This is a genomic window from Streptomyces candidus (genome assembly GCF_014207445.1).
GTDB lineage: Bacteria > Actinomycetota > Actinomycetes > Streptomycetales > Streptomycetaceae > Streptomyces > Streptomyces candidus.
Genome location: NZ_JACHEM010000035.1, coordinates 1 through 24,868 on the forward strand (window position 1 = coordinate 1; position 24,868 = coordinate 24,868).

At 68.3% G+C, this 24,868-nt stretch carries 23 protein-coding genes and 3 pseudogenes; 15 read left to right on the forward strand and 11 right to left on the reverse strand.

Features of this window, described 5'->3' with window-relative positions:
• The first annotated feature begins 412 nt into the window (after positions 1-412).
• A complete protein-coding gene (locus tag HNQ79_RS32020) occupies positions 413-730 on the forward strand; it encodes an SCO4225 family membrane protein (protein WP_185036499.1) in 318 nt (105 codons plus the stop codon).
• Positions 731-1,149: 419 nt separating this feature from the next.
• Complete coding sequence (locus HNQ79_RS32025; RefSeq protein ID WP_185036500.1) at positions 1,150-1,287, forward strand: hypothetical protein; 138 nt, start codon at positions 1,150-1,152, stop codon at positions 1,285-1,287.
• A 269-nt stretch (positions 1,288-1,556) separates the two neighbouring features.
• On the opposite strand, the gene HNQ79_RS32030 is transcribed toward HNQ79_RS32025, so the two are convergent.
• Together HNQ79_RS32030 and HNQ79_RS32035 are read right to left on the reverse strand one after the other, a co-directional pair.
• Positions 1,557-2,336 (reverse strand): ZIP family metal transporter, encoded by a 780-nt coding sequence (locus HNQ79_RS32030; RefSeq protein WP_185036501.1) that lies wholly within the window; start codon positions 2,334-2,336, stop codon positions 1,557-1,559.
• Between the two features lie 262 nt (positions 2,337-2,598).
• Entirely contained in the window at positions 2,599-2,805 is a 207-nt protein-coding gene (locus tag HNQ79_RS32035; RefSeq protein ID WP_185036502.1) for a cold-shock protein, read from the reverse strand.
• 243 nt (positions 2,806-3,048) lie between these two features.
• On the opposite strand from HNQ79_RS32035, the pseudogene HNQ79_RS35020 reads away from it, so the two are divergent.
• Positions 3,049-3,198: pseudogene (locus tag HNQ79_RS35020) on the forward strand (DcsG N-terminal domain-containing protein); the annotation flags it as partial.
• Positions 3,199-3,359: 161 nt separating this feature from the next.
• Here HNQ79_RS35020 and HNQ79_RS34690 read toward each other — a convergent pair.
• Entirely contained in the window at positions 3,360-4,142 is a 783-nt protein-coding gene (locus HNQ79_RS34690; protein ID WP_185036503.1) for an RsmD family RNA methyltransferase, read from the reverse strand.
• A 147-nt stretch (positions 4,143-4,289) separates the two neighbouring features.
• Here HNQ79_RS34690 and HNQ79_RS32045 point away from each other — a divergent pair, with 147 nt between their 5' ends.
• Positions 4,290-5,072, forward strand: coding sequence for a class I SAM-dependent methyltransferase (locus HNQ79_RS32045; RefSeq protein ID WP_185036504.1), 783 nt, complete (start codon positions 4,290-4,292; stop codon positions 5,070-5,072).
• Between the two features lie 211 nt (positions 5,073-5,283).
• Here HNQ79_RS32045 and HNQ79_RS32050 read toward each other — a convergent pair.
• A pseudogene (locus HNQ79_RS32050) lies at positions 5,284-5,776 on the reverse strand (transposase); the annotation flags it as partial.
• Between the two features lie 55 nt (positions 5,777-5,831).
• Between HNQ79_RS32050 and HNQ79_RS34350 the strand changes: the two are divergent.
• A complete protein-coding gene (locus HNQ79_RS34350; protein WP_260421914.1) occupies positions 5,832-6,041 on the forward strand; it encodes a transposase family protein in 210 nt (69 codons plus the stop codon).
• 570 nt (positions 6,042-6,611) lie between these two features.
• Here the strand turns inward: HNQ79_RS34350 and HNQ79_RS32060 are convergent.
• On the reverse strand, positions 6,612-8,060 hold the full coding sequence (locus HNQ79_RS32060; protein ID WP_185036505.1) for a pyridoxal phosphate-dependent decarboxylase family protein: 1,449 nt from the start codon (positions 8,058-8,060) through the stop codon (positions 6,612-6,614).
• Positions 8,061-8,751: 691 nt separating this feature from the next.
• Here HNQ79_RS32060 and HNQ79_RS32065 point away from each other — a divergent pair.
• Positions 8,752-8,934, forward strand: coding sequence for a cold-shock protein (locus tag HNQ79_RS32065; protein ID WP_311772332.1), 183 nt, complete (start codon positions 8,752-8,754; stop codon positions 8,932-8,934).
• A gap of 449 nt (positions 8,935-9,383) precedes the next feature.
• Here HNQ79_RS32065 and HNQ79_RS32070 read toward each other — a convergent pair whose 3' ends face one another.
• The 3 genes from HNQ79_RS32070 to HNQ79_RS32080 form a co-directional block, all read right to left on the reverse strand.
• The gene (locus HNQ79_RS32070; RefSeq protein WP_185036507.1) at positions 9,384-10,349 is read right to left on the reverse strand and encodes an ACP S-malonyltransferase; all 966 of its coding nucleotides are present in this window, start codon (positions 10,347-10,349) and stop codon (positions 9,384-9,386) included.
• Positions 10,350-10,447: 98 nt separating this feature from the next.
• A complete protein-coding gene (locus HNQ79_RS32075) occupies positions 10,448-11,722 on the reverse strand; it encodes a beta-ketoacyl-[acyl-carrier-protein] synthase family protein (protein ID WP_185036508.1) in 1,275 nt (424 codons plus the stop codon).
• A gap of 42 nt (positions 11,723-11,764) precedes the next feature.
• On the reverse strand, positions 11,765-12,022 hold the full coding sequence (locus tag HNQ79_RS32080; RefSeq protein WP_185036509.1) for a phosphopantetheine-binding protein: 258 nt from the start codon (positions 12,020-12,022) through the stop codon (positions 11,765-11,767).
• Positions 12,023-12,781: 759 nt separating this feature from the next.
• On the opposite strand from HNQ79_RS32080, the gene HNQ79_RS32085 reads away from it, so the two are divergent.
• The 7 genes from HNQ79_RS32085 (at position 12,782) to HNQ79_RS32115 (ending at position 19,978) form a co-directional block, all read left to right on the forward strand.
• On the forward strand, positions 12,782-13,795 hold the full coding sequence (locus HNQ79_RS32085; protein WP_185036510.1) for an alpha/beta fold hydrolase: 1,014 nt from the start codon (positions 12,782-12,784) through the stop codon (positions 13,793-13,795).
• Positions 13,796-13,812: 17 nt separating this feature from the next.
• A complete protein-coding gene (locus HNQ79_RS32090; protein WP_185036511.1) occupies positions 13,813-14,826 on the forward strand; it encodes a 3-oxoacyl-ACP synthase III family protein in 1,014 nt (337 codons plus the stop codon).
• A complete protein-coding gene (locus tag HNQ79_RS32095) occupies positions 14,823-16,514 on the forward strand; it encodes a fatty acid CoA ligase family protein (protein ID WP_185036512.1) in 1,692 nt (563 codons plus the stop codon). Before HNQ79_RS32090 ends, HNQ79_RS32095 begins: the two co-directional genes overlap by 4 nt.
• Positions 16,511-17,578, forward strand: coding sequence for an NAD-dependent epimerase/dehydratase family protein (locus HNQ79_RS32100; RefSeq protein ID WP_185036513.1), 1,068 nt, complete (start codon positions 16,511-16,513; stop codon positions 17,576-17,578). Before HNQ79_RS32095 ends, HNQ79_RS32100 begins: the two co-directional genes overlap by 4 nt.
• Positions 17,575-17,886, forward strand: a complete 312-nt coding sequence (locus tag HNQ79_RS32105; RefSeq protein WP_185036514.1) for a hypothetical protein — start codon at positions 17,575-17,577, stop codon at positions 17,884-17,886. Before HNQ79_RS32100 ends, HNQ79_RS32105 begins: the two co-directional genes overlap by 4 nt.
• Positions 17,887-18,119: 233 nt before the next feature.
• The gene (locus tag HNQ79_RS32110) at positions 18,120-18,425 is read left to right on the forward strand and encodes a hypothetical protein (RefSeq protein ID WP_185036515.1); all 306 of its coding nucleotides are present in this window, start codon (positions 18,120-18,122) and stop codon (positions 18,423-18,425) included.
• Positions 18,422-19,978 (forward strand): ABC1 kinase family protein, encoded by a 1,557-nt coding sequence (locus HNQ79_RS32115; RefSeq protein ID WP_185036516.1) that lies wholly within the window; start codon positions 18,422-18,424, stop codon positions 19,976-19,978. The genes HNQ79_RS32110 and HNQ79_RS32115 overlap by 4 nt, the downstream gene beginning before the upstream one ends.
• A 282-nt stretch (positions 19,979-20,260) precedes the next feature.
• Here HNQ79_RS32115 and HNQ79_RS32120 read toward each other — a convergent pair whose 3' ends face one another.
• Positions 20,261-21,490, reverse strand: coding sequence for a sensor histidine kinase (locus tag HNQ79_RS32120; protein WP_311772333.1), 1,230 nt, complete (start codon positions 21,488-21,490; stop codon positions 20,261-20,263).
• Positions 21,487-22,149 carry a response regulator transcription factor gene (locus HNQ79_RS32125; protein ID WP_185036517.1) on the reverse strand — a complete coding sequence of 221 codons (663 nt, stop codon included), beginning with the start codon at positions 22,147-22,149 and terminating at the stop codon, positions 21,487-21,489. The genes HNQ79_RS32120 and HNQ79_RS32125 overlap by 4 nt, the downstream gene beginning before the upstream one ends.
• Before the next feature lie 191 nt (positions 22,150-22,340).
• On the opposite strand from HNQ79_RS32125, the gene HNQ79_RS32130 reads away from it, so the two are divergent.
• A complete protein-coding gene (locus HNQ79_RS32130; protein ID WP_185036518.1) occupies positions 22,341-23,780 on the forward strand; it encodes an ABC transporter permease in 1,440 nt (479 codons plus the stop codon).
• A 1-nt stretch (position 23,781) separates the two neighbouring features.
• Positions 23,782-24,501, forward strand: a complete 720-nt coding sequence (locus tag HNQ79_RS32135) for an ABC transporter ATP-binding protein (RefSeq protein WP_311772334.1) — start codon at positions 23,782-23,784, stop codon at positions 24,499-24,501.
• A 160-nt stretch (positions 24,502-24,661) separates the two neighbouring features.
• On the opposite strand, the pseudogene HNQ79_RS32140 reads toward HNQ79_RS32135, so the two are convergent.
• Positions 24,662-24,868, reverse strand: a pseudogene (locus HNQ79_RS32140) (IS982 family transposase); the annotation flags it as partial.

Consider the following 24,868-nt stretch of genomic DNA (forward strand, 5'->3'; position numbering starts at 1 on the left):
AACGGGAAGAACGTCGAGACTCTCCCTCACCCCGGCCGAAACCACGCCTGAACAGCGGAAACTCAGCGCTCACATACGGAAAGACAACGGCTTCTGAGTGCGCAGGTGTCGTCTGGCTGGTGAAGCGTGTTTTCTTCTGCCGGGTCAAGCGGATGTCGCGCGTGTAGGCAGGTTCCGAAACTGCCGCGCTTGCCGCGGATGTCCTGGGCCGCCACCTGACAGTCGTGGCTGGTGGCCGTGTTGTGTGTGCACGCGTGGGGTGTGTATGTGCGGAAAGAGGTGACGGGCCCATGGTGGCCGTACGCAGAATTACCTGAGCTTCGTGGGCGGCGAAGTGAGTACACGGGCTCATGCCACGGTCACATCCTCTTCGGGAACATGAGGCGACCATGTCACTTGCCGGGAGATCCTCATGAGCGCGCGCACATTGTTCCGTACAGCCTTCGCCAATCCTCTTTCCGCCGTCTACCTGGGAGTTGTCGGAGCGGTCGCGGTATTCGAGCTGGTTGCTGCCTTCATCGAAGGCCCGCAAGACATGGCAGGGATCTATGTCCTTCTGGTGACCTCTCCCACGTCCCTGATGCTCTTCTCGTTCGCTGAGGCCATCAGCGGGCACGCCAAGCCAGGCCTTGAAACCTCAGTGGTCGTCATCGCCGTCAGCGCCCTCCTCCAGGCACTGGCCCTGGGGCTGCTATGGGGGCTCGTGCGCCGTGAGCGCGCAAAGCCCTGACATGCCCAGCACAGATGAGCTGCCCCTTTCAGACCCTGGCTTCGCTCTGGGGCACGCAGCGCGAACCAGGCCAGCACCTCGGCCCCCGTCCCCTTGTCCTGCCACACAGTGCGCCCCAAGCCATGCCATACAGGCGGCCGGGTTCACCCGGCATGGCGTTTCCGACGGGCACTGACGAGCAAGCAATAGAAAGACGCATCAGGCGCCACGCCCGCCGTCCCCTCTGCACCGGCTACGGGGGCGATTCACCGACGGGCGGTGGCGGGTGAACGAGCGCGTCGGCCGGGGCAGCACGGTCCAAGAGCCCCGACCGTCGCGGTGCGCCGACGGTGTGCCCGCCGCCCTGGCCGGCTCGTCCGCCTACCTGGCACTGATGTGCCTGTTCGCAGCAGGCATCGCAGCCTGCCGCCAGGAACGCGGTGATCCCTTTGGCGATCCTGGTCCCGATGCTTTTCGCCGGCACTCACATCCTGTCGATCATTGGCGCGACCAAGGAGATCGTCCGCTACTTCCTTGACAAGGCAGGCAGCGAACTCCTCACGGCCGTGTTCTGTTGATCGATGCCCCGGCCCGGGAGCCCTCCCCGGACTGCGGATCAGGGTTCCCCGCGGTCGTCGGCCTCTCGACCGCCGGGCGGAGGAGACCTTCCGGCGGCACGGGGAAAACGTTCAGCACCGGCGCCGTGAGGCGTCGCGTCGCCTCTGTACTCAGTCGTCAAAACGCACCTCCGGGTGCGCGCCCGCTCGCCTGGCCGGTCCGCCAAGCTCTTGTCCGCGACCGCCCGTTGTCCGTGCGGCACCGTCTTCGTTCCGCGTTCCGCAACATCTCAGAGTTGGGAGAGGGCGAACGCCGTAAGGAAGCCGACGACGGTCACCAACCCGGTCAGCAGGTGCACCTCTCCGTAGGCCTCCGGGATCATGGTGTCGGCGATCATCGCCAGGATGGCGCCGCCCGCGATGGCAGTGATCACCGCCAGCACCGAGGCGGAGGCGTCGCCCAGCAGCGTGTACCCGGCCAAGGCCGCCAGTCCGCTGATCACGGCGATACCGCCCCACAACGCGAACACGTACCCCCGGCTGCGTCCCGCGCTGCGCATCCCCGCCGAACTGGCCAGCCCCTCGGGCAGGTTGCTGATGAAGACCGCTCCCACCGTGGCGATGCCGACCTGGCCGCCCCCCAGGAGACTGGTGCCGATCACGATGGACTCCGGGATACCGTCGAGCAGTGCGCCCAGAGCGATGGCATTGCCCGACCCCGGCTGTTCACTTTCCGAGGGCTGCTGGCCGCCGGACCGCTTGCGATGCCGGGCCCCGTGCCGTGCGAGCAGAGCGTTGGCTCCGGAGTAGACGACCGCCCCGCTGAGCGCACCCGCCACGACGGGCCACATTCCCGAACGGTCGTACGCCTCCGCAATCAGCTCGAACGCCACCGCGGACATCAGCACGCCGCTGCCGAACGCCATGACCATCGCGATCAGCCGTCGCGGCACGCGTACGAACGAACTCATCGCCGCGCCCAGGAGCAACGCCATTCCCGCGAAGAGCCCCCAGGCACCTGCAACCCATGCTCCGTGCACCACCACACCCGTCCTTACTTCATTCGACATCACATGGCCCCGCGCCTTCGGCGCACCGGGCATGTCACACGAGAACACGTGGCACCGTGCCACGCACGCAGCCCCGCGACGCGTACCCGAACCCGATGCAGTCCAAAGGCAGCCGCCACCGGTGCGGGGACTGCGACCAGCGACACGAGACCGACGGGGAGCAAGGCTGGCCGGGCGTGAAGCCCCAGGCGTCTACCAGGAGTTCTCTGTGTGCCCGCTCTCGGGGTCCTGGTCTGCTTGCTGTTCTGCGTGCGAGCTGGGTTCAGGGGCGGCTGTTCTTGGCTTCGTAGCGTCCGGTGCCCAGGGCGAGGGTGAGGGTGACCTGCTGGTCTTGGGAGAGGCCGGTGCAGGTGTGCTCGATGTCCTCGCGCTCGAAGTACACGGGATCGGTGCCGCCTTCAGGGACGAGGAAGCCGTAGCCTCGGTCGCGGTTGTAGTACTGGACGAAGCCGGTACAGCGTTCTTCCATCGTGGCCTCCTACCGCCGCCCGCTGGTGCGCCCTCCTCGAGGTCGGCGCTCTGCGGGCGGATCCCGGAGATCAGGCGTCGGATGAGGAGTTCCTCCCGCCCGGTCGGCGGGCGCTGCGGCACGACCTGGCTTCCCGCTCAGACTGTCATCCACGCCCCAAATCACCCGGCCGAGTGACACCCCGCCCCCTGGGTCACCGGCCCTGCCTGCTTACTAACTCCGCTCCGTGCCTGCTCGCCGCGGCCGGTGCGATGGAAGGACTCGGAGACGTCCTGGGGGTCGTTCCGCGCGGCGATCGTGCGCAGCACGTGGGACTACGCGCAGCGCCGCGACGATTTCCTCCCCTCCAAGCGGCACCGCAACCGCCGACTGCGAACTCATCAATCCCCTTGACTCCCTTGCACGGAATTCTGAGAAAAAGTATCTGCGTGACGATGCGGGCGACCGGGACACGGCGTGCCGAGGACGCCGTCGGACCGCCTGGCCGCGGCGCTGCGCGCCCAGCTCGTCTGACGGCCAGCCGCCGGGAAAAGCTTGCCCCCGCTGTCCTGTGCTCATGCGCCATGTACGGGGCAGAGCCGGTAGAGGTGGTAGTTCATGTTGGCGCCCGGGGGCAGTGTGGGGCGGGGGGTGAGGGAGCGTAGGTGCTGTGCGTCGGTGAAGCAGCGGGCGAGGGAGTCGTGGGCGGTCTGGTCATTGGTCTTGATGGCGACCAGGCAGGGTCGGCCGTTGCGTGAGCGGCGGATGTCGTCGATGATCTCGCGCACCGGTGGGCTGGTACGGGTGAGGTCGAGCCCGGCTGCGGTGAAGGCGGGTCCCCAGGGTGGTTCGACGGCGTAGATGTCGTGGTCGCTACGGGAGGGAAGCGTCGCCAGCAGGGCGCGGTAGTCGAGCTGGTTCAGCTCGAGGGTGGAGTCGCCGATTTTGTGCAGGTTGTTGCGGGTGGCCCGATATACATCCGGATCGATTTCGGAGGCGTACGCGGGCCGGCCCAGACGCCGTCCGAGGTGGAGTCCGAAGTTCCCCGACCCGCAGAAAAGGTCCACGATCATCGCGTTGCCGCCCGGAGGGCAGACTTCGGCCGCCGCAGCCGCGACGGCGGCAGCGTGGGAGTCGGTGACGGACTCGATGGCAGTCCGGCCGAGCAGTTGTATGCCCCGCAGCTCCATCTCGGGTGCGGGGATGCCGTACAGGGAGAGCCCTTCGGGGCGAGCGTGGAGGAGACGCCCTGCCTCACAGAGCTGCTGGCCGGTGAGCATCACCGCGCGCAGGGGACCGAGGAGTTCGTCGCGGAAGGCGAAGTAGGCCGCGTGGTTGCCGTTATGGGCGCTTGTCACAAGGGGGGCGTCCTTCAAGTCGGTTGAGGCGCCAGCAACGAGCCATTACGAAAGGCGGTACATTGATCACGCATTGTAGTGGCACATGCGTTCACATACCGGACTTCACCCGAACTGCGGAGCACAGGCGCAGAGGAAGAAGGCGCCGTGGCCAACGACCACAGGGCAGAAGGCGACCCCGATAAGCGCTGGTCGTACCAGAGCGACGAGGCGGCTGACCGCTTCAGCGCAGCCGGCCGGGCCACCGACTGGTTGCTGGGACACTCCTTCGTCTTCGCTGAACTGCGCCTGGCTTCGAAACGGGGCGCCACGGTACTGGACTTCGGCTGTGGACCAGGGGAGATCACCGACCACATCAGCCGCCGATTCGGCGTGCGGGTGCTGGCGGCGGACGATGCACCGGCCATGCTGCAGGCCGCACGCAAGCACCGAACTCCCGGCGCGGAGTACCACCTTGCCGTTGACGGCCGCGTCAGCGGCCTTTCGGACAGATGCGCAGACGCAGCCATGTGCTCCTTCGTCCTGACCTGCATCCCCGATCCGGCCCTTCACCGGAAGATCCTGGCGGAGATCCACCGGCTGCTGCGTCCCGGCGGACGACTGGCTCTGCTCAACATCAACCCCGCCTCTTACGGGATCCCCTTCACCTCCGTACGCACCGGCGACCTCCACACCATCTACGCCCCCGGCGCCCCTATCCCGGTACGCTTCCGCACCCCGCAGGGAGGTGAGGAGATTTTCACCGATCACCACTGGCCGCTGGAACACTACGAACAGCTCCTCTCCCAGGTCGGCTTCACCGACATCACCCAGTACAGCCCCACAGTGGATCAGGCCGCCTCCATTGCCGATCCAGCACTCTTCCGCAGCCATCCCTGGGTCACTGAATGCCGCCACCCGCCGCTGACCATCACAGCGGCGACCGCCTAGTCTTCCGAGCCGGGCGAGGTTAACGCCGTTCCGCCGCACTCGCCGGAACAGAGTCCGCTGGCGACCCCGCCAGGCGGCGGGTGCTGGACGGGCTCCGGCGGGTCCCCGGCGGACCGCCAGGGGCCTTCCGGCGGGTGCTCGGGCGGGCTGGAGAGGGGTGCTCACGGCATGCGCAGGGGGACGCTTCGGGGCACCGCAGGCCGAGCAGGTCGCGAATGAGCCGTTTGTAACAGCAGAGGGCGGCGGCGAGGCCGAGGAAGGCCAGATAGTCGGAGGGCTGGCGTTCGTAGCGTGGGCTGAGCCTGCGGTACCCGGACAGCCACGACATTGTGCGCTCGATCACCCGCCCTCGGCGCTCTAACCGTTCGCTGGACTCGATTCCCTTGCGGGCGATGCGGACCCCGATGTGCTTGCCCCATAACCATTTCCGCAGGTGGAGCATGTCGTAGGCCTCGTCCGCAGGCAGCCGCTGGGGCTGAAGTAGCGGCCCCGGTGTGGGCCGTGTCGCGTTTGGTGACCGGCGACCATGGGCTTCAGGGCGAGGCTGTCGTGGACGTTCGCGGCGGATAGGCCGACGACCAGGGGCAGTCCGTTCGCGTCCGACAGGACGTGCATCTTGGAACCCGGCTTACCCCGGTCCACGGGGCTCGGACCTGTGTGTTCGCCCCCTGTTTTGCCCGCACGTGCGCGGAGTCCAGCACAACGCATATCGTTCGCTGCTCTGGCTGTGGGCGGTGATGGTGCTGGTCGTGCAGACCGATGGCGCTGTTCTGGGATTCGCTGGTGTTCGACGGGATCGACGAGGTGGAGGTCAAGGCGTTTGCGGCCGGGTTCGGCACGGTCGAGGTGGTGGCAAAAGGCCGTGCGGCCGGGGCGGCGTGTCCGGACTGCGGCCGCCTCTCGGACCGGGTCCACGGTCGTTGTCAGCGCAGGCTGAAGGACCTTCCGCTCCTGAGCAGGGCTTTGTGATCCGGTTGCTGGTCCGGCGATTCGTCTGCGGGTCGGCGGACTGTCCGCCGGACGTTGGCCGAGCCGTTCTCCCGGCTGGCCGTGCCGTACGCGCGGTTCACCACGCGGCTGAACCGCGCCCTGGAGCGGGGGGCTCGCTCTGGCGGGACGAGCCGGCGCTCGGCTGGCGGCCCAGCTCGGCTTCGGTGCGGATGTCCTTACCTCGAGGGGTCATGGCGCTGCCCGATCCGCGATTCAGTACGCCGAGGTGCTGGGCGTGGACGACTTGGCGATTCGCCGCGGCCCGGGCGCTTCGCCGACATGGTCGGCCTCCCTCCTTTGGTTGCTTCCGCGGTGGCCGCCCGAAGGTGGGGGCAGGACCTGCCAGGCAGGACAACGGGGATGCCCGCTGAGGTGTTGGCCACAAAGCTGGTCTGTGCCTGCTGCGCGCCCTGAGCTGAGGCAGAGGCGTTCAGGATCGGTCCCTCGGGTCCGACTGGACGGACACGGACACGCCTATGCATGCCGCCTGGGAGAGAGCCGCCCTCCCTCAGGGGGCGCGACAAGCCCCGGTGAGCGACCCACGCGCTGTCAGTCGTTGTCGGTAGGGGCGACAACTCCGGGCAGCCCAGCCGCGAGTCGGCTGTGGATGGCGATGAGGGAGCGGGCGGCTTGGTCGATGTCGTGGTCGGTGGAGGCCCAGTTGGCCAGGGACAGGCGTAGCACGGTGCGTCCCTTCCACGTGCTCGTCCCCGCCCACCCGCGCCCGTGTTCCTGGAAAGCATCGGTGACGTTCTGGGTGTGGTCGTCGTCGGTTGCCGTGGGGTGGTGGAAGCGGACCAGGACCTGGTTGAGGGCGACCTCGTTGAGGATGTCGATGCCGGGTTCGGTTTGCAGGAGGGTGGCGAGGCGCTGGGCTTGTGCACAGCGCTCGTCGACGAGTTGGGCGATGCCGGTGGCGCCGAGTTGGCGCAGGATGGCCCACAGCGGGAGGACGCGGGAGCGGCGGGAGACTTCCAGTCCCCATTGCACGGGGTGGCGCTGGTTGTCGGGGAGGTTGAGGTAATCGGCGCTTAGGGGCAGGGCTGCTCGGTGGGCTCGGGCGTCGGTGATGAGGGCGACGCCGCAGTCGTAGGGGGCGTTGAGCCATTTGTGGGTGTCGGTGGCCAGGGAGTCGGCGAGGTCGAGGCCGTCGAGGAGGGTGTGTCGCAGGCGGGGCGAGGCGGCGGCCCAGGCGCCGAAGGCGGCGTCGAGGTGCAGCCACCCGTCGGCCGCGTGGGTGAGTTCGGCCAGGGGGCGCAGTCGGTCGACGCCTCCGGTGTTGATCTCCCCGACATGTCCGCACACGATGAGCGGCCCGCCTCGTACCGTGTCGATCTCCTCCTGCAGGGCGGGCAGGAGGATCCGGCCCTCGCTGTCGGCGGGCAGCTCACGGATCGACCCACCCAAGCCCAGGATCTGGAGGGGTCGGGTGACTGCGGCGTGGATGGACTCGTTGACCAGGACCGTCACCGTCGGCCCCCCTTGCAGCCCCTGCTGGGCGACGTCCCAACCGTGACGGGCCAGCACCTCGTGGCGGGCGACAGTCAGCCCGAGGAGGTCGGCATGGGTGCAGGCGGGAGTGAACGCGTAACTCGTCGTGGCGGGCAGGGCGAACAGCTCGGTGAGCCAGCGCCCGCAGATGTCTTCCAACACCGCTGTCAGCGGGGAGCCGTCGTGGACGATGCAGTTCTGGTCCCACACACTCGTCAGCCAGTCGGCGGCCACCCCCACGGGCACCGTCCCGCCCACCACGTACCCGAAGTACTTGCCCGCCCCTGACGGCACCAGCCCTCCGCTCGCTGCCAAGAGCTGACGGAGCACGTCGAGGGGGTCTGAGGGAGACGTGGGAAGACCGTGGTCGAGGATGCCTCGCAGGTCCTCGTCCGTCAGGCCTGCGCGTACCTCCCGCGTGGGCAACTGCCGAACATACTCCAGGGCCGCCTCCAGCACTTCCGGCAGAAGTGCTTCAAGGGCTGCCAGTTGTTCGCTCGACTTCATGCGTCTTCTCCTTTGCTACGCCCAGTTGGGGTAGGAGCCCGGGCCGCCTGCTGCTTTCGGAAACGGCCTCGCTGCGGGGCCTTGGGGTCCAGTCAGCCTCACCAACGTCCTCGGGACGGACCAGGTCGCGCAAGAGGTGCTCGGGGCCTCTGGGGGGCGAGGGTCTGGACACACCAATGAGGCGAGGCATACCCCCGCGCACAGGAGTGTCCACCCCCAGCATCGTGCGCTGTGACGGTCATGCCACGCCCCACTCCAGCGCGCGTAGCCGAGCAGGGCAGTGGCCACCTCATACTGCGGGCAACGTTTTGGTGGGACGTCCTTGACGTGTCGGACGGGTCGTTCGGGGTGAGCGATGACTCGTCCGCAGAGGGCGGGCGACGAAGACGGTCTGGACTGGGAAGGCTGCCGGATCCGAGGCCGCCGTACCTGCCGAACCTGGGGGCAGCCTCTGGCCGCGTCCCGCCATGCGCCCCCAATGTGCGCCGGGACTGCTCCTGATCACTTCGCTGGGGTGGGGCTCGGTGCATGTGGGGAGCAAGTGGGGTCATGAGAGGGGGAGACCGTCCGGAGTGCCTGCTGTCCCGTGGACCGCCTTGAAGGTTCTCTGTTGCGGTGCTGCACCGTTCTCACGGGCTGTAACGGAAAGTAAAAGGGGAGTGCCGCGGTGGAGGACAGGTGCGAGGGACAAGTGACGTATTTCAACCGGCAGAAAGGGTATGGATTCGTGCTGCCCTTCGGACGCAACGACCAGGTCTTCGTGCGCAGCGAGGACATCGAGTCGGATCGCCGGGTGCTGTCCGAGGGGCAGCATGTGTCCTTCAGCCTCGCGCTTGGAGCTGGGCGGTGGGAAGCGCGCAGGGTGAAAGTCTGACCGGCAGGCCGCGTGCGGTCCGGTCCGTGGCCGGGGATAGCCTCGGGTGACACCGCGCGCCGGGGACGGGCGGTGACAGCCGTGACGGCCGAGAACATGTGAAAGCGTGGCGGTGCCAGCCGGGGGCTGCTCTCGCGGGTTGTTTCTTGCCGCCGCTGGGAGGGCGAGTGAACACGCAGCCCCGTCGATCAGGGCTGCACTGCAGTCCCTGACACCCACGGGCGCACGGGCTGCGTCGCGCACGGGCCCCCGCCCGGCCTTGCGGCTCTTTGTGACCGTGCCTGATCCCGGGTAGCGCCGCAAAAGCATCGGCCCCGAGCCCAACGAACATCATCGTGTCCCAGTCGCGCTTGATCGCCTCGCACACGGTGTGCGTGCCGCGCCAGGCGGCGGCAGTCACGGCGGCGAGGGGCCCTGCGAGAGGCGTGAGGACGGGATGAGAGCCAGGACTACGGTTTCGGGTGGAGTGTGGTGGTGGCGAGGCGGCGTGTGATCGCGTCGGGTCCGGTGTGGCCTCGTATGGGGGCGATTGCCACGGCGGCGGGGAGGACGGCGCGTACCAGGGAGGACAGCAGGGCGCCGGGCCCGGAGTCGATGTAGGCGTCGGCGCCCTGTCGGTGGAGGCGGTGCAGGGATGCTTGGAAGAGCACGGGGCGGTTCAGGTGCTGGGTGGCGAGTTCCCTTATGTGCTGGAGGGTGTGGGCGGGGCGAGCCAGGGCGGAGGAGTAGAGGGGGATCGTGGGCAGGCGTACATCGGCTGTTTCCATCCAGGTGTCGAGCACGGTGGCGAGGTTGGTGAGCAGTGGGTGGTGGTAGCTGGTGCGGCTGGGCAGAGGGGTGCAGCGGGTTCCGGCGGCGCGGGCGAGGGTGTGGAGGACGCGCAGTTCTCTGAGCGGGCCGGAGACGGCTGTCTGCTGGGGTGCGTTGTCGCCGGCGATGCGGGTGTGGTGCAGGCCGAGGTTCGCGAGGAGGGCGACCACCTCGGCGACGGGCAGGGCCAGGGCGAGCATGCCGGCGGCGGTGGCGGTGGGTGGGGACATGGTGCGCAGCAGGGTGTGCCGGGCGTGGAGGAGGCGGGCGCCGGTTTCGGCGGTGATGGCTTCGGCGACGGCCATGGCTGCGATGTCGCCGACGCTGTGGCCCATGACCCACTGTGGGCTGCTGTGGAAGTGGTGGCGAAGGGCGTTGCCGCAGGCGACGGTTCCGGCGTAGGTGGCCAGGTCGAAGGCGAGAGGGTCGAGGGCCAGGAGTCTGGCGGGTTGTGGGGCGTCGCGGTCGGTGAGTAGCCGAGTGACGGGATGTGCGGTGTGCGGGGTGACGTCGTCGACGGTGGCCAGGACGGTGGCGACGTCGGGGAGGTGCTGTATCCCGGTGAGGGCTCCGGGCCGGTAGGCGCCCTGGCCCGGGCAGAGCATGACGGCGCTCCGCCCGGATGTGGTGGCGGCCGGGGCCGGGCGGGTGCGGGCGGCGGCCGGAGAACTTCGTCTATACGGAGTGCGGGGGGTGGGGGGCGTCATGACGGGCCGCGCAGCACGAGGGCGACGTTGTGGCCGCCGAAGCCGAGGCTGGTGCTGAGGGCTGCGAGGTCTCCGGCGGGCAGTTCGCGTGGCTGAGCGCCGACGATGTCGAGGTTGATGCCCTCGCCTGCCTCTTCCAGGGTGCAGGTGGGCGGTGCGATGCGGTGGGCGAGGGCGAGGACGGTGGTCAGGGCCTCGAGGGCGCCGGCGGCTCCGAGAGTGTGACCGAAGGCGGCTTTGGTGGCGGAAACGACGGCGTTGTCCGTGGCCGAGGCGAGGGCCGTGTGCAGTGCGTTGGCCTCGGCGAGGTCGCCGACGGGGGTGGAGGTGGCGTGGGCGTTGATGTGGCGAATGCGGGATGCCTTGATGCCGGCGTCGGCCAGTGCGCCCGTGATGGCCTGGACCGTTCCGGCGCTGTCGGGGCTCGGCTGGGCGACGTGGTGACTGTCGTTGCTCATGCCGGCGCCGGCCAGGTATCCGTAGATGCGGGCGCCGCGGCGGCGTGCGTGGTCGGCGTTTTCCAGGACGAGCATGGCCGCGCCCTCGCCCAGGACGAAGCCGTCGCGTGTGGCGTCGAAGGGGCGGGACGCCAGGTGGGGTTCGTCGTTGCGGCGCGACAGGGCGCGCATCCGGGAGAAGCCGGCGACCGTCAGGGGGTGCAGGGCGGCGTCTGTGCCGCCGGCCATGGCGACTGTGGCCTGGCCGTCGCGGATGAGGTGGAGGGCGAGGGCGAGGGCTTCGGCGCCGGAGGCACAGGCGCTGACAGGGGCGTGGACGGACGCCCGGGCGCCGATGAGGAGACCGACCTGTGCCGCGGCATGGTTGGGCAGAATCATGGGGATGCAGCGCGGGTCGACGCGGGAGGGGCCCTCCCGCAACAGAACGTCGTACTGGTGGAACTTGCTGAGGTAGCTGCCGACGGCCACGCCGATCACTGCCGCCACGCGTGTGGCGGCGACCGTGCTGTCGTTGCTGGTGGCGGGGGTGTGGTAGCCGGCGTCGTGCCACGCTTCGCGGGCGGCGATAAGGGCTAACTGGGCGTTGCGGTCGGTGTGATGGACCTGGGCGGCGCTCAGCTGCGTGGCGGGGTCCACGGCGGCGGGGGCAGCGATCCGCACCGGCAGGGGATGGCCGCATTGCGCGCTGAGGTCGAAGCGGCACACGCCGGTCTTGCCGGCGAGCAGGGATTGCCAGGTGCTGGGGACGTCACCGCCGAGGGGCGTGGTGGCGCCCAGGCCGGTGATGGCGACATCGCACGGGGAGCGGGTCACGGGTTTCCTCCCAGGGAATGAGGGATGCGGGGGGCGGGAGGATCACGCGGGGGTGCTGGTGGCTTCGATGATGTAGTGGACGGTCTGGCGAACGGTGCGCAGCTCTTCGGCGTCCTCTTCGGGGACCTTGATGCTCCAGTGCTCCTCGATGGCCGCGACGACCTCAAGCCTGGCGAGCGAGTCGATGTCCAGGTCGTCTTTGAGGTCGCTGTCCAGCTCGATGTCTGCGGGGGCCAGGTCCTCGATTGTCCTGTCGAGGAGCGTAACGAGGGACTCGTAGACGGACTGCTCAGATTTCATGGATTTCTCCTTGCTAGGTGGTGGACCGCGTATGCGCAGGGGCCACCAGGGGTGGATTTTCACAGTGGGTGCCCTGTGGGCGGGAACGGCTCGGGCGCGTTCCGTTTGTATCCCGGGATGCTTCGCTGGCCGGTACCTCGCGGTTTATGCGGGCATGCGGCAGGCGGCTGATCCCCTGGATTACAGATACCACGCTATCTGGCAGGCAAACCAGTCCGCGCTCTTTGTTGCGGTTGCAATAGGAGAGCAGCCGGGCTGAAATATTCCACCTCAGTGGTTCCCTCAATTAACATGGGTAAAGGGCGCCTCTTTCCGTCGCACGCACACTTCCAGCCCCTATCTCGGAAAATGTGGGTTTTCGGCCGAAAGATTTGTCATCTACTGGGGTAGGAGGGGTGTGCCGGCGAATACCTCATCGTGGCCATGACCTGCGAGGTAAGGGAGAATTGCATGTTATTTTTCGTTTGCAAACTGAATGCGGGTTTCCGGACACCGACGGCTTTTCGTTTGACTCCACGCTCCTGCGGGGGCTAAAAAGAGAAAGGCGACTCGTCGGCTGTGTCCGCCATGTCGCTTCTCCGCGACTTCCCGCCTTGAGCCTTCGTTCCGCATCCTGACGCACGGACATACCAGGGAAGCGTTCGCGCCACTCTGCTCGTTCTGGGTAAATCGGCACACGGTGCTGCCCGGCGGGCGGAAATACTGGAAAACGATCGCGGGCGGCGCTTTCGCATGCTCTCGCAAAGAAGGCAGGGATCTGTGACCCCAGAGGAACTGAGTGCTGCCGGATACCCCTTTTCTCCCCACTGGTACACGCACCGCAGCGGCGCCCGTCAGCACTACCTGGACGAGGGCGCGGGCGAGCCGGTCATACTCCTCCACGGAAACCCCACCTGGAGCTACTGCTGGCGCCACCTCATCCACGGCCTGCGCGGCACCTACCGCTGCATCGCACCCGACCACATCGGAATGGGCCTCTCCGGCCGGCCCGACGAGCGCCGCCACCCCTACTCCGCCATGCAGCGCCTGACGGACCTGCAAATCCTCACAGACCATCTCATTCAAGAGCGCGGAGTCGCCGACCAGGGCTGGACGCTGGTGGCCCACGACTGGGGCGGGACCATCGGCATGGCCCTGGCCCGCCGCAACCCAGGCCTCGTGCGGCGCTTGGTGCTGCTCAACACCGTGGCCTTCCCCTGGCCGCACGACTACCGCCTCCCCCTCCCGCTGCGCCTCATCCGCAACCACCAGTGGGCCGCGCGGATGGTTCACAGGAGCAACGCGTTCGTCAAGGCGGCCGCCCGACGGGGGGTAACACAGCCACTGCCGGCCGAGGTACGCCGTGCCTACAGCGCCCCTTACCGCAAGGCACGCCACCGGCTCGCGGTCGTCCGCTTCGTTCAGGACATCCCCGTGCACCCCTCCGACCCGTCGTGGCCCCTTGTCGAGGGTGCCGAGAAGGAGGTGGCTGCTCTCGCCGAACTGCCGGCGTTCATCGGCTGGGGTGACAAGGACCCAGTCTTCACCGAGACGCTGCTGCGGGAGTGGCAGCGGCGGCTTCCGAAAGCGCAGGTGCACCGCTATCCGCAGGCAGGCCACTTCGTCATGGAGGACGCGGGCCGCGCGCTCATCCCCGCCATCCAAGACTTCCTTGCCGCGACCCCGCCTGCCGGGCAAACAGACGCACCCCGTCACGTCCCGACCACCGGCAACCGGGAGAGGCCCGAAACGCTACTGCGCGCGCCGCACCGCTCGGGCGGCGAGCCTCAATGAGGGACATGGGAGAGGCCATGGACAGCAACGTGTACACCCGCATCCGCGAAGTAGCGGTAGAAGTGCCCGACGGACGCCAGAGCGTGGCCGAACTGGACGCCATGCTGCGTTCGGCAGCAGGCGACCTGCCCGTGCCGGACGAGCCACTGCAGCGTCTGTACGGGCTGCAGAGCCGCGTGATCGCGCCGCCTGACGCCTACCCCTCCACCCTGGCGACAGCCGCAGCCCGCAAGGTCCTCAACCGCGCTGACTGCCCGGCTTCTGACATCGATCTGCTGATCTACGCGGCCGTCACCTCCGACATGGAAGAACCGGCCACCGCCCATATCGTGGCTGCCGCGCTGGGAACACGGTGTCCGGCCTTCGACGTGAAGAACGCCTGCAACGCGGTGATCAATGCACTGGAAATCGCGGACGCCTTGATCCGCCGCGGCAGCTACCGGCGGATTCTCATTGTCAGCGGCGAACTGCTCTCCCGTTTCACCCGCCGCCGAATCCACGACCGGGCCGACCTCACCCTGGCTTTGGCCACCTTCACCTGCGCGGACCTAGGATCCGCCCTCCTGGTGGAAGCATCTCCCCAACCGGGCATCATCGCCAGCCGCTTCGCCGCCAACTCCAGCGGCTGGGCCACCGCCTACGTACCCAACGCCTTCGCCCAGGGCAACCACGACGGACAACTCACCGAGGCCCGCATCGACTCAGCCGGTCTGGTCGCCTCGTTCGAACGCGGCCCCGTCAAAGAGGCCATGACTCTCTTCACCGACCTGGACATCGCTCCGGAAACAGTGGACTTCGCCTGCTTCCACCAGCCCTCGGTCCACCTGCTGCACAGACTGTGCCAGCAGTTCGGCATCCCGGCCGACCGGACACTGACCACGGTGCCCCGCTACGGCAATGTCGGCTCCGGATCCCTGCCCCTCCAACTCGACCTGGCAAAGCGCAGTGGACGGCTGCACCGCGGCGACCGCGTGGCGCTGATCGGCGCAGCCAGCGGCGTCAGCATCGGTGTCATGGCACTGCAGTGGTGAGCCCCACCGAGGCCGCCCCCGAGCTGCTGGAGGCATTCGCTCAGCAGGCCGGAAGCCGGCCCACGGCACCCGTACTGCACCGCCCCGCCCGCCGGGGCGGCCACACCGCAACCACCTACGGCGAACTGCAGACACAGATACAGTTGACGGCCTCGGCGCTCACCACCGCAGGCGTCATCCCCGGGACCCGGGTCGTGGTGATGGTCCGCGACGGACTGGAATTCCTCACCGACGTATATGCCCTGATCCTCCTGGGCGCCGTCCCCGTCCTCATCGACCCCGGACTACCGCACGATGCGGTACGAGGCTGCCTGGAAGAGATCGCACCCCAGGGGTTCATCGGACAGCCGCAGGCCCACGCCGCCCGCACCGTGCTCGGCTGGGCACGACACACCGCCACTCTCTGTCTCAGCACCGCCTCGCGCCCCTGGGGGCCGTGGCCACGCCTGAACGATCTGCGCCGCGCCGCCCACGACTCTCCCAAACCCGCCCCCACGCGCGTGGCCGACGACGCGCTGGCCTTCATCGCCTTCACCTCGGGTTCAACCGGACACCCCAAAGGCGTCCAGTACACCTACCGGCAGCTCGGCCAGCAAGCGCATCACATGGGCACCGCTTTCGGTATCCGCGCCGGCGCTCCCGTCCTGTCCGCCTTCCTCCCCTTCACTCTGTACCTGCCGGCCCTGGGCGCCCACACGGTGCTCCCCGTGTTCGACCCGCGACGTCCCGCCGCTACCGACCCGACGCCGATTGTCGAGGCCATCCACCACTTCCAGGCCCGCGCCCTGTTCGGCTCACCCGCGCTCCTGCACAACCTGGCCCGCCACTGCGCCGCACGCGGCCTGCGCCTGGACAGTCTCCTCGACATCGCCACCTTCGGCGCACCCCTCACCCCGGCTGTGCTGGACCTGCTCGATCACTGCGTGCCCGGGACCTGCCGAGTACGCAGCGTCTACGGCGCCACGGAGTGCCTGCCCGCCAGCATCGCCGACCGCGACGACCTGCGCGGCGCCTGCACCGAACCCCCGGCACCCGGCACGCCGGTCGGTGTGCCGGTACCCCAGCTCACCGTCCGCATCATCGCGCCCGACCTCCCCGCTACCAGCCTCCTGGCCGACGCCCCGGCACTGGAACCGGGCACCATCGGCGAGATCACCGTCAGCGGCCCCCATGTGAGCCGCGCCTACTTCGCGCAGCCTCGGGCCAACGCGCAAGCGAAAATCAGGGCCGGACACCAAATCGTCCACCGCACCGGGGACCTGGGCTGGCTCGACGACAAAGGCCGCCTGTTCTACTGCGGCCGCAAAGCACACGCCGTACACACCACCCGCGGCACGCTCTACACCGAACAGATCGAAGCGCCCTGCAACAGCCTGCCCGGCATCGCACGCACCGCTCTCGTCGGCGTCGGCCGCCCCGGGCAGCAGCAGGCCGTGCTGTGCATCGAACTCGAACGGTCCCCGAACCGCCACCACCAGGCCGACCTCGAACACCGGGTGCGCAGGCGGCTGCAGGGCCTGCCCGGCGGCGAGTTGATCGAGCACCTGCTCATCCATCCCCGCTTCCCGGTCGACATCCGGCACAACGCCAAGATCGAACGCGGACAGCTTGCCCGGTGGGCGGCCCGGACCGTCCGCGTGCCCCACACCGCGCGGACAGCCGCCACCGCCAGGAAGGACAGGCCATGAAGGTACTCGTCACCGGCGGCACCGGCTTCCTCGGCCGCGCCGTGTGCCAACGCCTCCTCACCGCCGGACACACCGTGCGCTCCCTGGCCCGCCACCCCAGCCAGCACCTTGATCCCGGCATCCAGCAGGTCACCGGCGACCTACGGGACACCTGCCAGCTGCGCGCTGCGGTGCACGGCTGCCAGGCAGTCGTCCACACCGCCGCCCGGGCGAGCATCTGGGGCACCAGGCAAGAGTTCCACGCCATCAACGCCCAGGGGACAGAGCGCCTTCTGGCCGTCTGCCGCACACAAGGCGTGGAGCGCTTCGTGCACACCTCGAGCGCCAGCGTCGTCTTCAACGGCGACCATATGCGCGGTGCCGACGAATCCCAGCCCTACCCCCGGCGCTACCTGGCTCCCTACCCCTGGTCCAAAGCCATCGCAGAACGCGCCGTACTGGCCGCCAACTCCCCGGCCCTGGCCACCACCGCCCTGCGGGTGCACCTCATCTGGGGACCGGGAGACCCGCACTTTCTGCCACAACTGCTCAGAACAGCCGGCTCCGGACGGCTGGCCCTGTTCGGAGACGGCACCAACCTCGTCGACACCGTCTACATCGACAACGCCGCCGACGCCCACCTGGCCGCCCTGGAACGACTCACCTACAGCGCACCACCAGCGGGCAAGGCTTACTTCATCACCCAGGGAGAGCCCGTGGCCCTGGAACAGATGGCCTGCGCCCTGCTGAAGGCCGCCGGCGCCGAGGTTCCTCGCGTGCGCCACATCCCGCACCGACCCGCCGCGGCCGCGGCCCACATGGCCGAACTCCTGTGGCGGGCGCGACGCCGGCCCCACACCTCTCCCCTCACGCGTTTTCTCGTCGCCGAACTGGCTCACGATCACTACTTCGACATCTCCGCTGCACGACGTGATCTCTGCTATCAGCCGACGACGTCCACCGAAGCAGGCCTCGCCCTTCTCACGGACGCCTGCCGCCAGACCGTCACAAAGGATCTTCCCGCACCGCGGACCGGCGATGCGGGATCCCCGTCCCACACACTCACACTCCAGGAGGACCGATGACCCGCAAGGACAGCTCGGAACGCACCGGTTTGACCCGCTTGCTCGGCAGCATCGCCGACAGCTCCAAGGACTTCATCGACGGCACCCTGGACCGTCTCCAGGACACCGAACGCGACCTGCGCCGCGGCCTGACCCGCGCCGTGGAGAACCGCGGACACCACAATGACCCCGATTCCTCCGACCGCGGGCGATACCCCGCCGAACGAGGCGGCGGCTACGACGACAGCGGACGAGGACAGGATCCGCGCCCGGCCGAACGCCGCACCGACGCGCCCCCGCGCCACGAGGAGCACCAGGAACAGCGGTAGCAGGACAGCAGCACCAACAGCACACCCACCTGCACCGTAGGACCTCTCCGAAACCCGTGCACGGCGGCGCCTGCCCATCGACCGGCACCGTCACGCCCCCTTATGCACAGCCGCTGCGACGTCACCGGCCCGAGGGCGTGGCGGCGCCGTGTCTCCGGACCGGACCACCCAGTCCGGTGACGCCGTCACTTAACGCGCCGTGCCCCGCGCTGCCGACGAGAGGAGCCCCCGCCATGTCCGCAGCCCTGCACCCCAGCGAGCGCATCGTGCACCGCACGGCCGCCGGCGCACTGTACGAACCCGCGGCGGCCGACCGGCCGGTGGACCTCGACACCCTGCGCGAGGACATCCGGGCGGGACACCGCTTCGTCGTCCTGCAAGAAGACACTGGCGCCGAATGCACCATCGAAGTCCTCCTCAGCATCCTGACTCTCGCCCTGCCCGACACCTTGGCGTGGCTGGCCCCGCCCGGCCCCCACCGCCACAGCAGGGTAGGACAGCACGAACCCCCGGCCCCACCGCGGAAGGGCACAGCGTGAGCGCAGCACGCGCCCGCCTTCTGGCGCGCGTCGCCCGTAACCTCCTCACCCGCGAAGTGACCGCAGCCACCGGAGCCTGGCACCACCGCGCTACCGAAGACAGCACCCACGCCAGAGCGCAGCGGCGCGCCGTCGCCGTACGGGAAGCTTTCGAACAACTCGGCCCGTTCTATATCAAAATCGGCCAGATCCTCTCGACGCGAGAGGACATCGTTCCCGCCCCCATCGCGAAAGAACTGGAGAACCTGCACGACCGCGCGTCCCTGATGCCCTTCACACACATGGAACCCGTCCTGGAAGCCGCGTTGGGACGAGGCTGGCGCCGCATGTTCCAGAGCTTCGACACCCACCGACCGCTCGGCACCGCGTCCCTGGCCCAGGTCTACGCAGCCCGTCTGGACAACGGCCAGCCCGTCGCAGTCAAAGTGCAGCGCCCTCACATCCGTCATGTCGTTGAAGAGGACATGAAAATGCTCCAGCGCGCCGCACGCCACTTCGCCGCGAGAGCCCCCGTCTTCAACGCCACCATCGACACCAAAGCCATGCTCGGCGTCATCCTCGACGCCATGCGACCCGAACTCGACTTCGTCCTCGAAGCCGGGAACATGGACCGCGCCCGCGTCTCCGCCCGCTCATTTCCCCTCCTGAACGTCCCCGACGTTCTCGATGCCACCCCCACCGTCCTCATCCAGGGACTCGCCCCCGGCACGAGCATCCGCGACGCAGATCCCACCGCGTTCAAACTGGAAGAACGCATCGCCATCGGGCGCGACATCCTCGCCTACATGTACCAGGGCTACTTCACCGACATGACCTTCCACGCAGACCCCCACCCCGGCAACATCTTCGTCTCGCCCGGCGAACCCGCCACCCTGATCGACTGGGGCATGGTCGGTCATATCGACCGCCGGCTGAGCATGTCCCTTATGCTCATCCTGCTCAGCCTCTCCCGAAACGACGGCACCGCCCTGGCCAAGGCATGGATCGACATGGGCAAGCTCACCCCCTGGGCAGATGTCTCCGCCTTCGCCCAGGACATGACGACCCTCGTCCCGAAGATCACCACGGCCTCTCTCGAAGAACTGAACTTTGGCACCACCTTGGCCCAAGTCCTCACCCACTCCACCCGGCGGGGTATTCAGACCAGCCCCATGGTTTCCATCCTGGGCAAATCCTTCGCCAACACCGACGGCTCCGTCCGCTACCTCGCCCCCGAACTCTCCGTCACCGGAATCTTCCAAGAGCAGATGCGCACGATCCTCTTCGACTACGCCCGCGATGCCCTGTCCGAGACGCAGGCCGCCCGCACCGCCATGGAACTTCTCATCGCGGCGCAATCCGCCCCCGGCGAACTGCGCGGTCTGCTGCGCGATCTCGCCAACCAAGAGCTCACGGTGCAGGTGGCCTCAGTCGCCAAACAACGTTTCTCACCCACCGAGGACCGCATCGACACCCGCCTGAAAAAGGTACTTCGCACCGGGGCTGCGCTCACCGCCCTCGCCTTGTGGCGCGCCGATCACCTCTACCGCCAAGCCCACTCGCCGCGCAACTGACGCCCCCGTGGGCCCTGGGAAAATGTCCAGTGGAGAGCATGGGAAAGAAGAAGCCTTGCCCTCGCCGTTCGCACGCCGGAGTTCAAGACCGAGCCGTGCCGACGGGGTGACCGCTCGGTCGGTCAGATCGCCAAGGACTTCGAGCTGACCGAGACCGCAGTGCGGGACTGGGCCAAGCAGGCTGAAGTCGACGCATGCGGGCGCGACGGGCTGATCAGCAGCGAACGTGAGGGGCCGCCCTCGCCCTTGCGGCGCCACCGATTCCGCCAGGGACGGCCGGGATCAGTCGACCGGTGCCTCCTGCCAGGCCGGCAGGTCGACCCGCACGACGAGGCCGCCGGCTGCCCCCGGCCGGGTGCGCGCCGCCACGGTGCCGTGGTGGCCGCGCACGATGGACCGGACGATCGCGAGGCCCAGACCGTGGCCGCTGCGGTCGCTGGCCACGCGGGGGCGTGCCCGGTAGAAGGGCTCGAAGAGGCGGTCCACCACCTCCGGGTCGACCCTCGGGCCCGTGTTGAGGACCTCCAGGACGATCGTGTCGTCGACGCGGTCGACCCGCACATCGACTATCCCGTCGGGCACGTTGTGCGTATGGGCGTTGTCGAGGAGGTTCACGACGAGCTGCCGCAACAGTGTCTGGCTGCCCATGACATCGCAGGGTTCGAGGGTGTCGATCGCGACAGTGATAGTCAGGTCACCGGCACCGGCACCGGCCCGCTGCGCGGCGACGGCCCGTTCCGTCAGCTCGGCCATGTCCACGGGCTCGGTGTCGTGGATCTCCTGCTCCGCCGCCGCGAGCCGCAGCAGTTCCTGCACGACCTGGATGTTGCGCTCGTTGGTCTCGCGCAGCATCGGCACCAGTTCGGCGAACTCCTCTTTCGAGGTGTCGCCGCCGGTCATCTGGAGAATCGCCCGAGTGGTCGCGAGTGGTGTCAGCAACTCGTGCGAGGCGTTCGCGGCGAACCGCTGATGCGCCGCGAACGCCTCCTCCAGGCGCCCCAGCATCGTGTCGAAGGTGTCGGCGAGCTGCTTCAGCTCATCATGGGGTCCTTGGGCGTTGATCCGATATGCCAGATCGCCCTCGCCCGCCTTGGCCGCCGCCTGATTGATGGTGTGCAGCGGTGCGAGCAGCCGTCTCGACAGGAGCCAGCCGATACCCAGGCCGATGCCGAGAACCACGATCACACCGCCGATGGACAGCGCGAGGACCGTCGCCCATACGTCCTCCTTGTCGCGGATCAGACCGGACGCGTCGACCGTCTCGCCCCGCTTCAGCGGCGGCTCCTGCAGATCCGACTCGCGCTTCGGCGCGACATGCGGCGGGCTCGTTTCACTCTGCGGCACGACGATCGGCGTCGTGAAGTCGTAGGTCGGCAAATAGCGGATCCCGATGTAGATGATCGCCACCATCAGAGCCGAGCAGGCCGTGAGCGCGGCGCCGAAGCCGAAGAACAGCCGGGCATGGATGCTCAGCGTGCGCGGCCGTCGCTCGCGGCCGCGGCGCGGCCTCACCGCGTGCCCAGGTAGTAGCCCGCGCTGATCGCGGTGTGCACGAGCTGGGGTTCGCCGAGCTTCTTGCGCAGCGTGTGCACCACGAGCCGGACGGCGTTCGTGAGCGGATCGGCATGCGCGTCCCACGCCTTGTCGAGCAGAAACTCCGCGCTCACGACCCCGCCGTCAGCGCGCATCAGCAGTTCCAGTACGGCCATTTCCTTCGGCGTGAGTCTGATTTCCGTGCTGCCGCGCACCACCCGGCGTCGGTGCGTGTCGAAGCTCAGGTCGGCGAACGTCAGGATCGGGGAATGCGCTAGGGGGCTGCGCCGGTACAGGGCGCGCAGTCGGGCGACCAGCTCGGGAAAGTCGAACGGCTTGGCGAGATAGTCGTCGGCACCGAGGCCCAGGCCCTCCACCTTGTCGCCGAGCCGGCCGGCGGCGGTGAGCATCAGCACGCGACAGCCCGGGCCCATCTCGACGATGCGGCGGCACACCTCGTCACCGTGCACCCCGGGCAGGTCCCGGTCCAGGACCACGGCGTCGTAGTCGTACACGGTGACGCGCTCCAGAGCCGTCGCACCGTCGTGGACGACATCGACGGCGATGGCCTCACGACGCAGCCCCAGCTCCAGGACGCGCGCCATGTACTGCTCGTCCTCGACCACCAAAACCCGCACGGGCGTCGGCCCCTTTCGCTGTTCCTGAGAATTCCCTGAGAACCGGGGTGTGGGGCCGAAGGGATTCGGGCTGTTTTCCCGGCGTTTCTGTCACGTCTATCAGGTGCCGTATTTGATTCGTGTATGAGGTCGCGCGTGAGCAGCCTTTTCGCAAACGCAGCTCAAAGCTGCGGCTTCGTAGCGTGGCGTTCATGAACCTTTTCAAACGTGCGTGGTGGCGGCTCATCGGCGCTCCGGGCAAGTCCCTGATGCTGGTGGGCCTGTTCTTCGTCATCTGCAGCCTGGTGCTGTCCGGCTTCCTGATCCAGTCGGCGGCGGCGCGCGCGGCCGACAGCGCCAAGAAGCATGTGGGCGCGGTGGCCACGATGCAGCTCGACGTGAACGGGCTGCTGGCGTCCGGTAAGAACGGCGGCAGCGAGGGCGGCGGGCAGAATCCACGCACCATCGGATCCGCCGGCGACCTGAAGCGCGACCTGGTCGACAAGATCTGCCAGTCGTCCGTGGTCGCCGACTGCAACTACACCGCCGACGGGGCGGCCTTCCCCACCAAGAGCACCACGCTCTACCAGCCGGTCCCGGCACCTGCCAGCCAGGACACCCTCGGCACCGACCTGTTCAAGGTGGACGGGGTGCGCAAGCTCGACGAGCTGAGCGACTTCCGCAACGGCGACTCCAAGATGATTGCCGGAAAGGGCATCGGACCGGACACCAAGAAGAACGAGATCGTCGTCGAGGAGCGTGTGGCCGAGGAAAACAAGCTTCGGGTCGGCGACAAGGTCAAACTCAAGATCGGCTCGCTGATGCCGGGCGTGGACACCTCGGAGCACGAGTTCGAGGTCATCGGCATCTACAAGAACAGCACGGCCGACACCGGCCAGTACGTGCCCGCGATGATGGCCCCGGCCAACCAGGTCTACACGAACATCGAGGGCGCCAGCCTGCTCGGCGGGAAGACCACCGACGGCGGCGGCACCCTCAAGTCGGCCACCTTCACGCTGAACGACCCCAATGACCTCGACCAGCTCAAGGAAGACTCCAAGAAGGCAGGCGCCGACCTTCAGATCTTCCCGATCTCGGTCAACGACAAGCAGTACAAGACGCTCGTCGGCCCCATCACCAAGACCGCGAGCTTCGCGACGGTCACCGTGTGGCTCGTCGCCGTCGCCGGCACGATCATCCTCGCCCTCGTCGTCGCCTCCAACCTCCGCGAACGCCGCGGCGAGCTGGGCATCTTGCTCTCCCTCGGCGAGAAGAAACCCAAGCTGCTCGGTCAGCACCTCGTCGAGGTCGTCGCCTGCGCCGTCATCGCGATCGCACTCGCCGGCCTGGGCAGTCAGTTCCTCTCCGAGGCGATCGGCAACAAACTGCTCACCGGCGAGATCGACTCGGCCAGCAAGGAAGCCGAGAACGACAGCCTCCAACCCGACTACAGCGACCCCAGCGGCATGAGCAGGCAGGGTGACGACCAGCCCAAGGCCGACCCCATCGACTCGCTCGACGTGCACCTCGGGCCGGCCGACATCGCCAAGGTCGGCGCCACCGGGCTCGGCATCGCCGCCCTGGCCACCCTCGTCCCCGGCGCCCGCGTCCTGCGCCTCAACCCGCGCGACATCCTCACGAAGGGCGACTGACGTGACCACCTCTGCCACCACCGACACCAACGCACCCCGCGGCAAGAACGCGCCGATCCTCGAACTCGCCGACGTGAACCGCACGTACAGCACCGGCAACCGACGCCGCATCGTCCTCAAGTCCGTCTCCTACGCCTTCCAGGCCGGCCGCATGTACGCCATCGTCGGCCCGTCCGGCTCCGGCAAGACGACGCTGCTGTCCCTGGCCAGCGGACTCGACGCTCCGACCTCCGGCAGTGTCCGCTTCCAGGGCCGCGACGTGGCCCAGCTGGGCCTGGGCACGTACCGCAACCGGCACGTGGCCACCGTGTTCCAGTCCCTGAACCTGCTCACCTACATGAACGCCGTCCAGAACGTGACCTCCGCCATGGAGATCACCGGTGTCAGGGGCGGACGTAGGAAGCAACGCGCGAACGAGCTGCTCGCTCTCCTCGGCATCGAGCCTGACGACCGCACCCGCCGCACTCTGCAGCTCTCCGGCGGCCAACAGCAGCGCGTGGCCATCGCCCGCGCGCTCGCTTGCGAGGTGGACATCCTCTTCGCCGACGAGCCGACCGGCGCCCTCGACCACGAGACCGCCGCCGGCATCATCAAGGTCTTCCAGAAGCTGGCCCACGACGACGGCAAGTGCGTGATCGTCGTGACGCACTCCAGGGAGGTCGCCGCCGCCTGCGACGAGACGCTGGTCCTCAAGCGGGGGAAACTGATGCCACAGGGGTGACCCCGAGGACGTGTCGGACGTGAGTTCGCGTGTCCGCCGTCGGCCCACCCGGCGGCACGGCGGACACGCCGAACCGGCCGGGGCCCAACCGCGGCCGACCGATCCGACGCCCGAACGACGACGGCCCCGACGCCGGCCTAGATGAATGAGTCCGATGTCTTCAGTGGTCGTAGGCGATCAGGGAGCGTTTGACTGCGGCGTCGGTGGTCCAGTTGTGCCAGATGCCAGATGCCAGCGGCGAGGGCGAGGAGTCGTTGGCCGGTGCGGGCGAGGACTCCGGCCGGGGTTCTGCCACCGTGCTGTTCGAGGCTGAGCTGGCCTTTGAGGGTGTCGATGACGGCCTCGATCCACTGCCGCACCCGGGCGA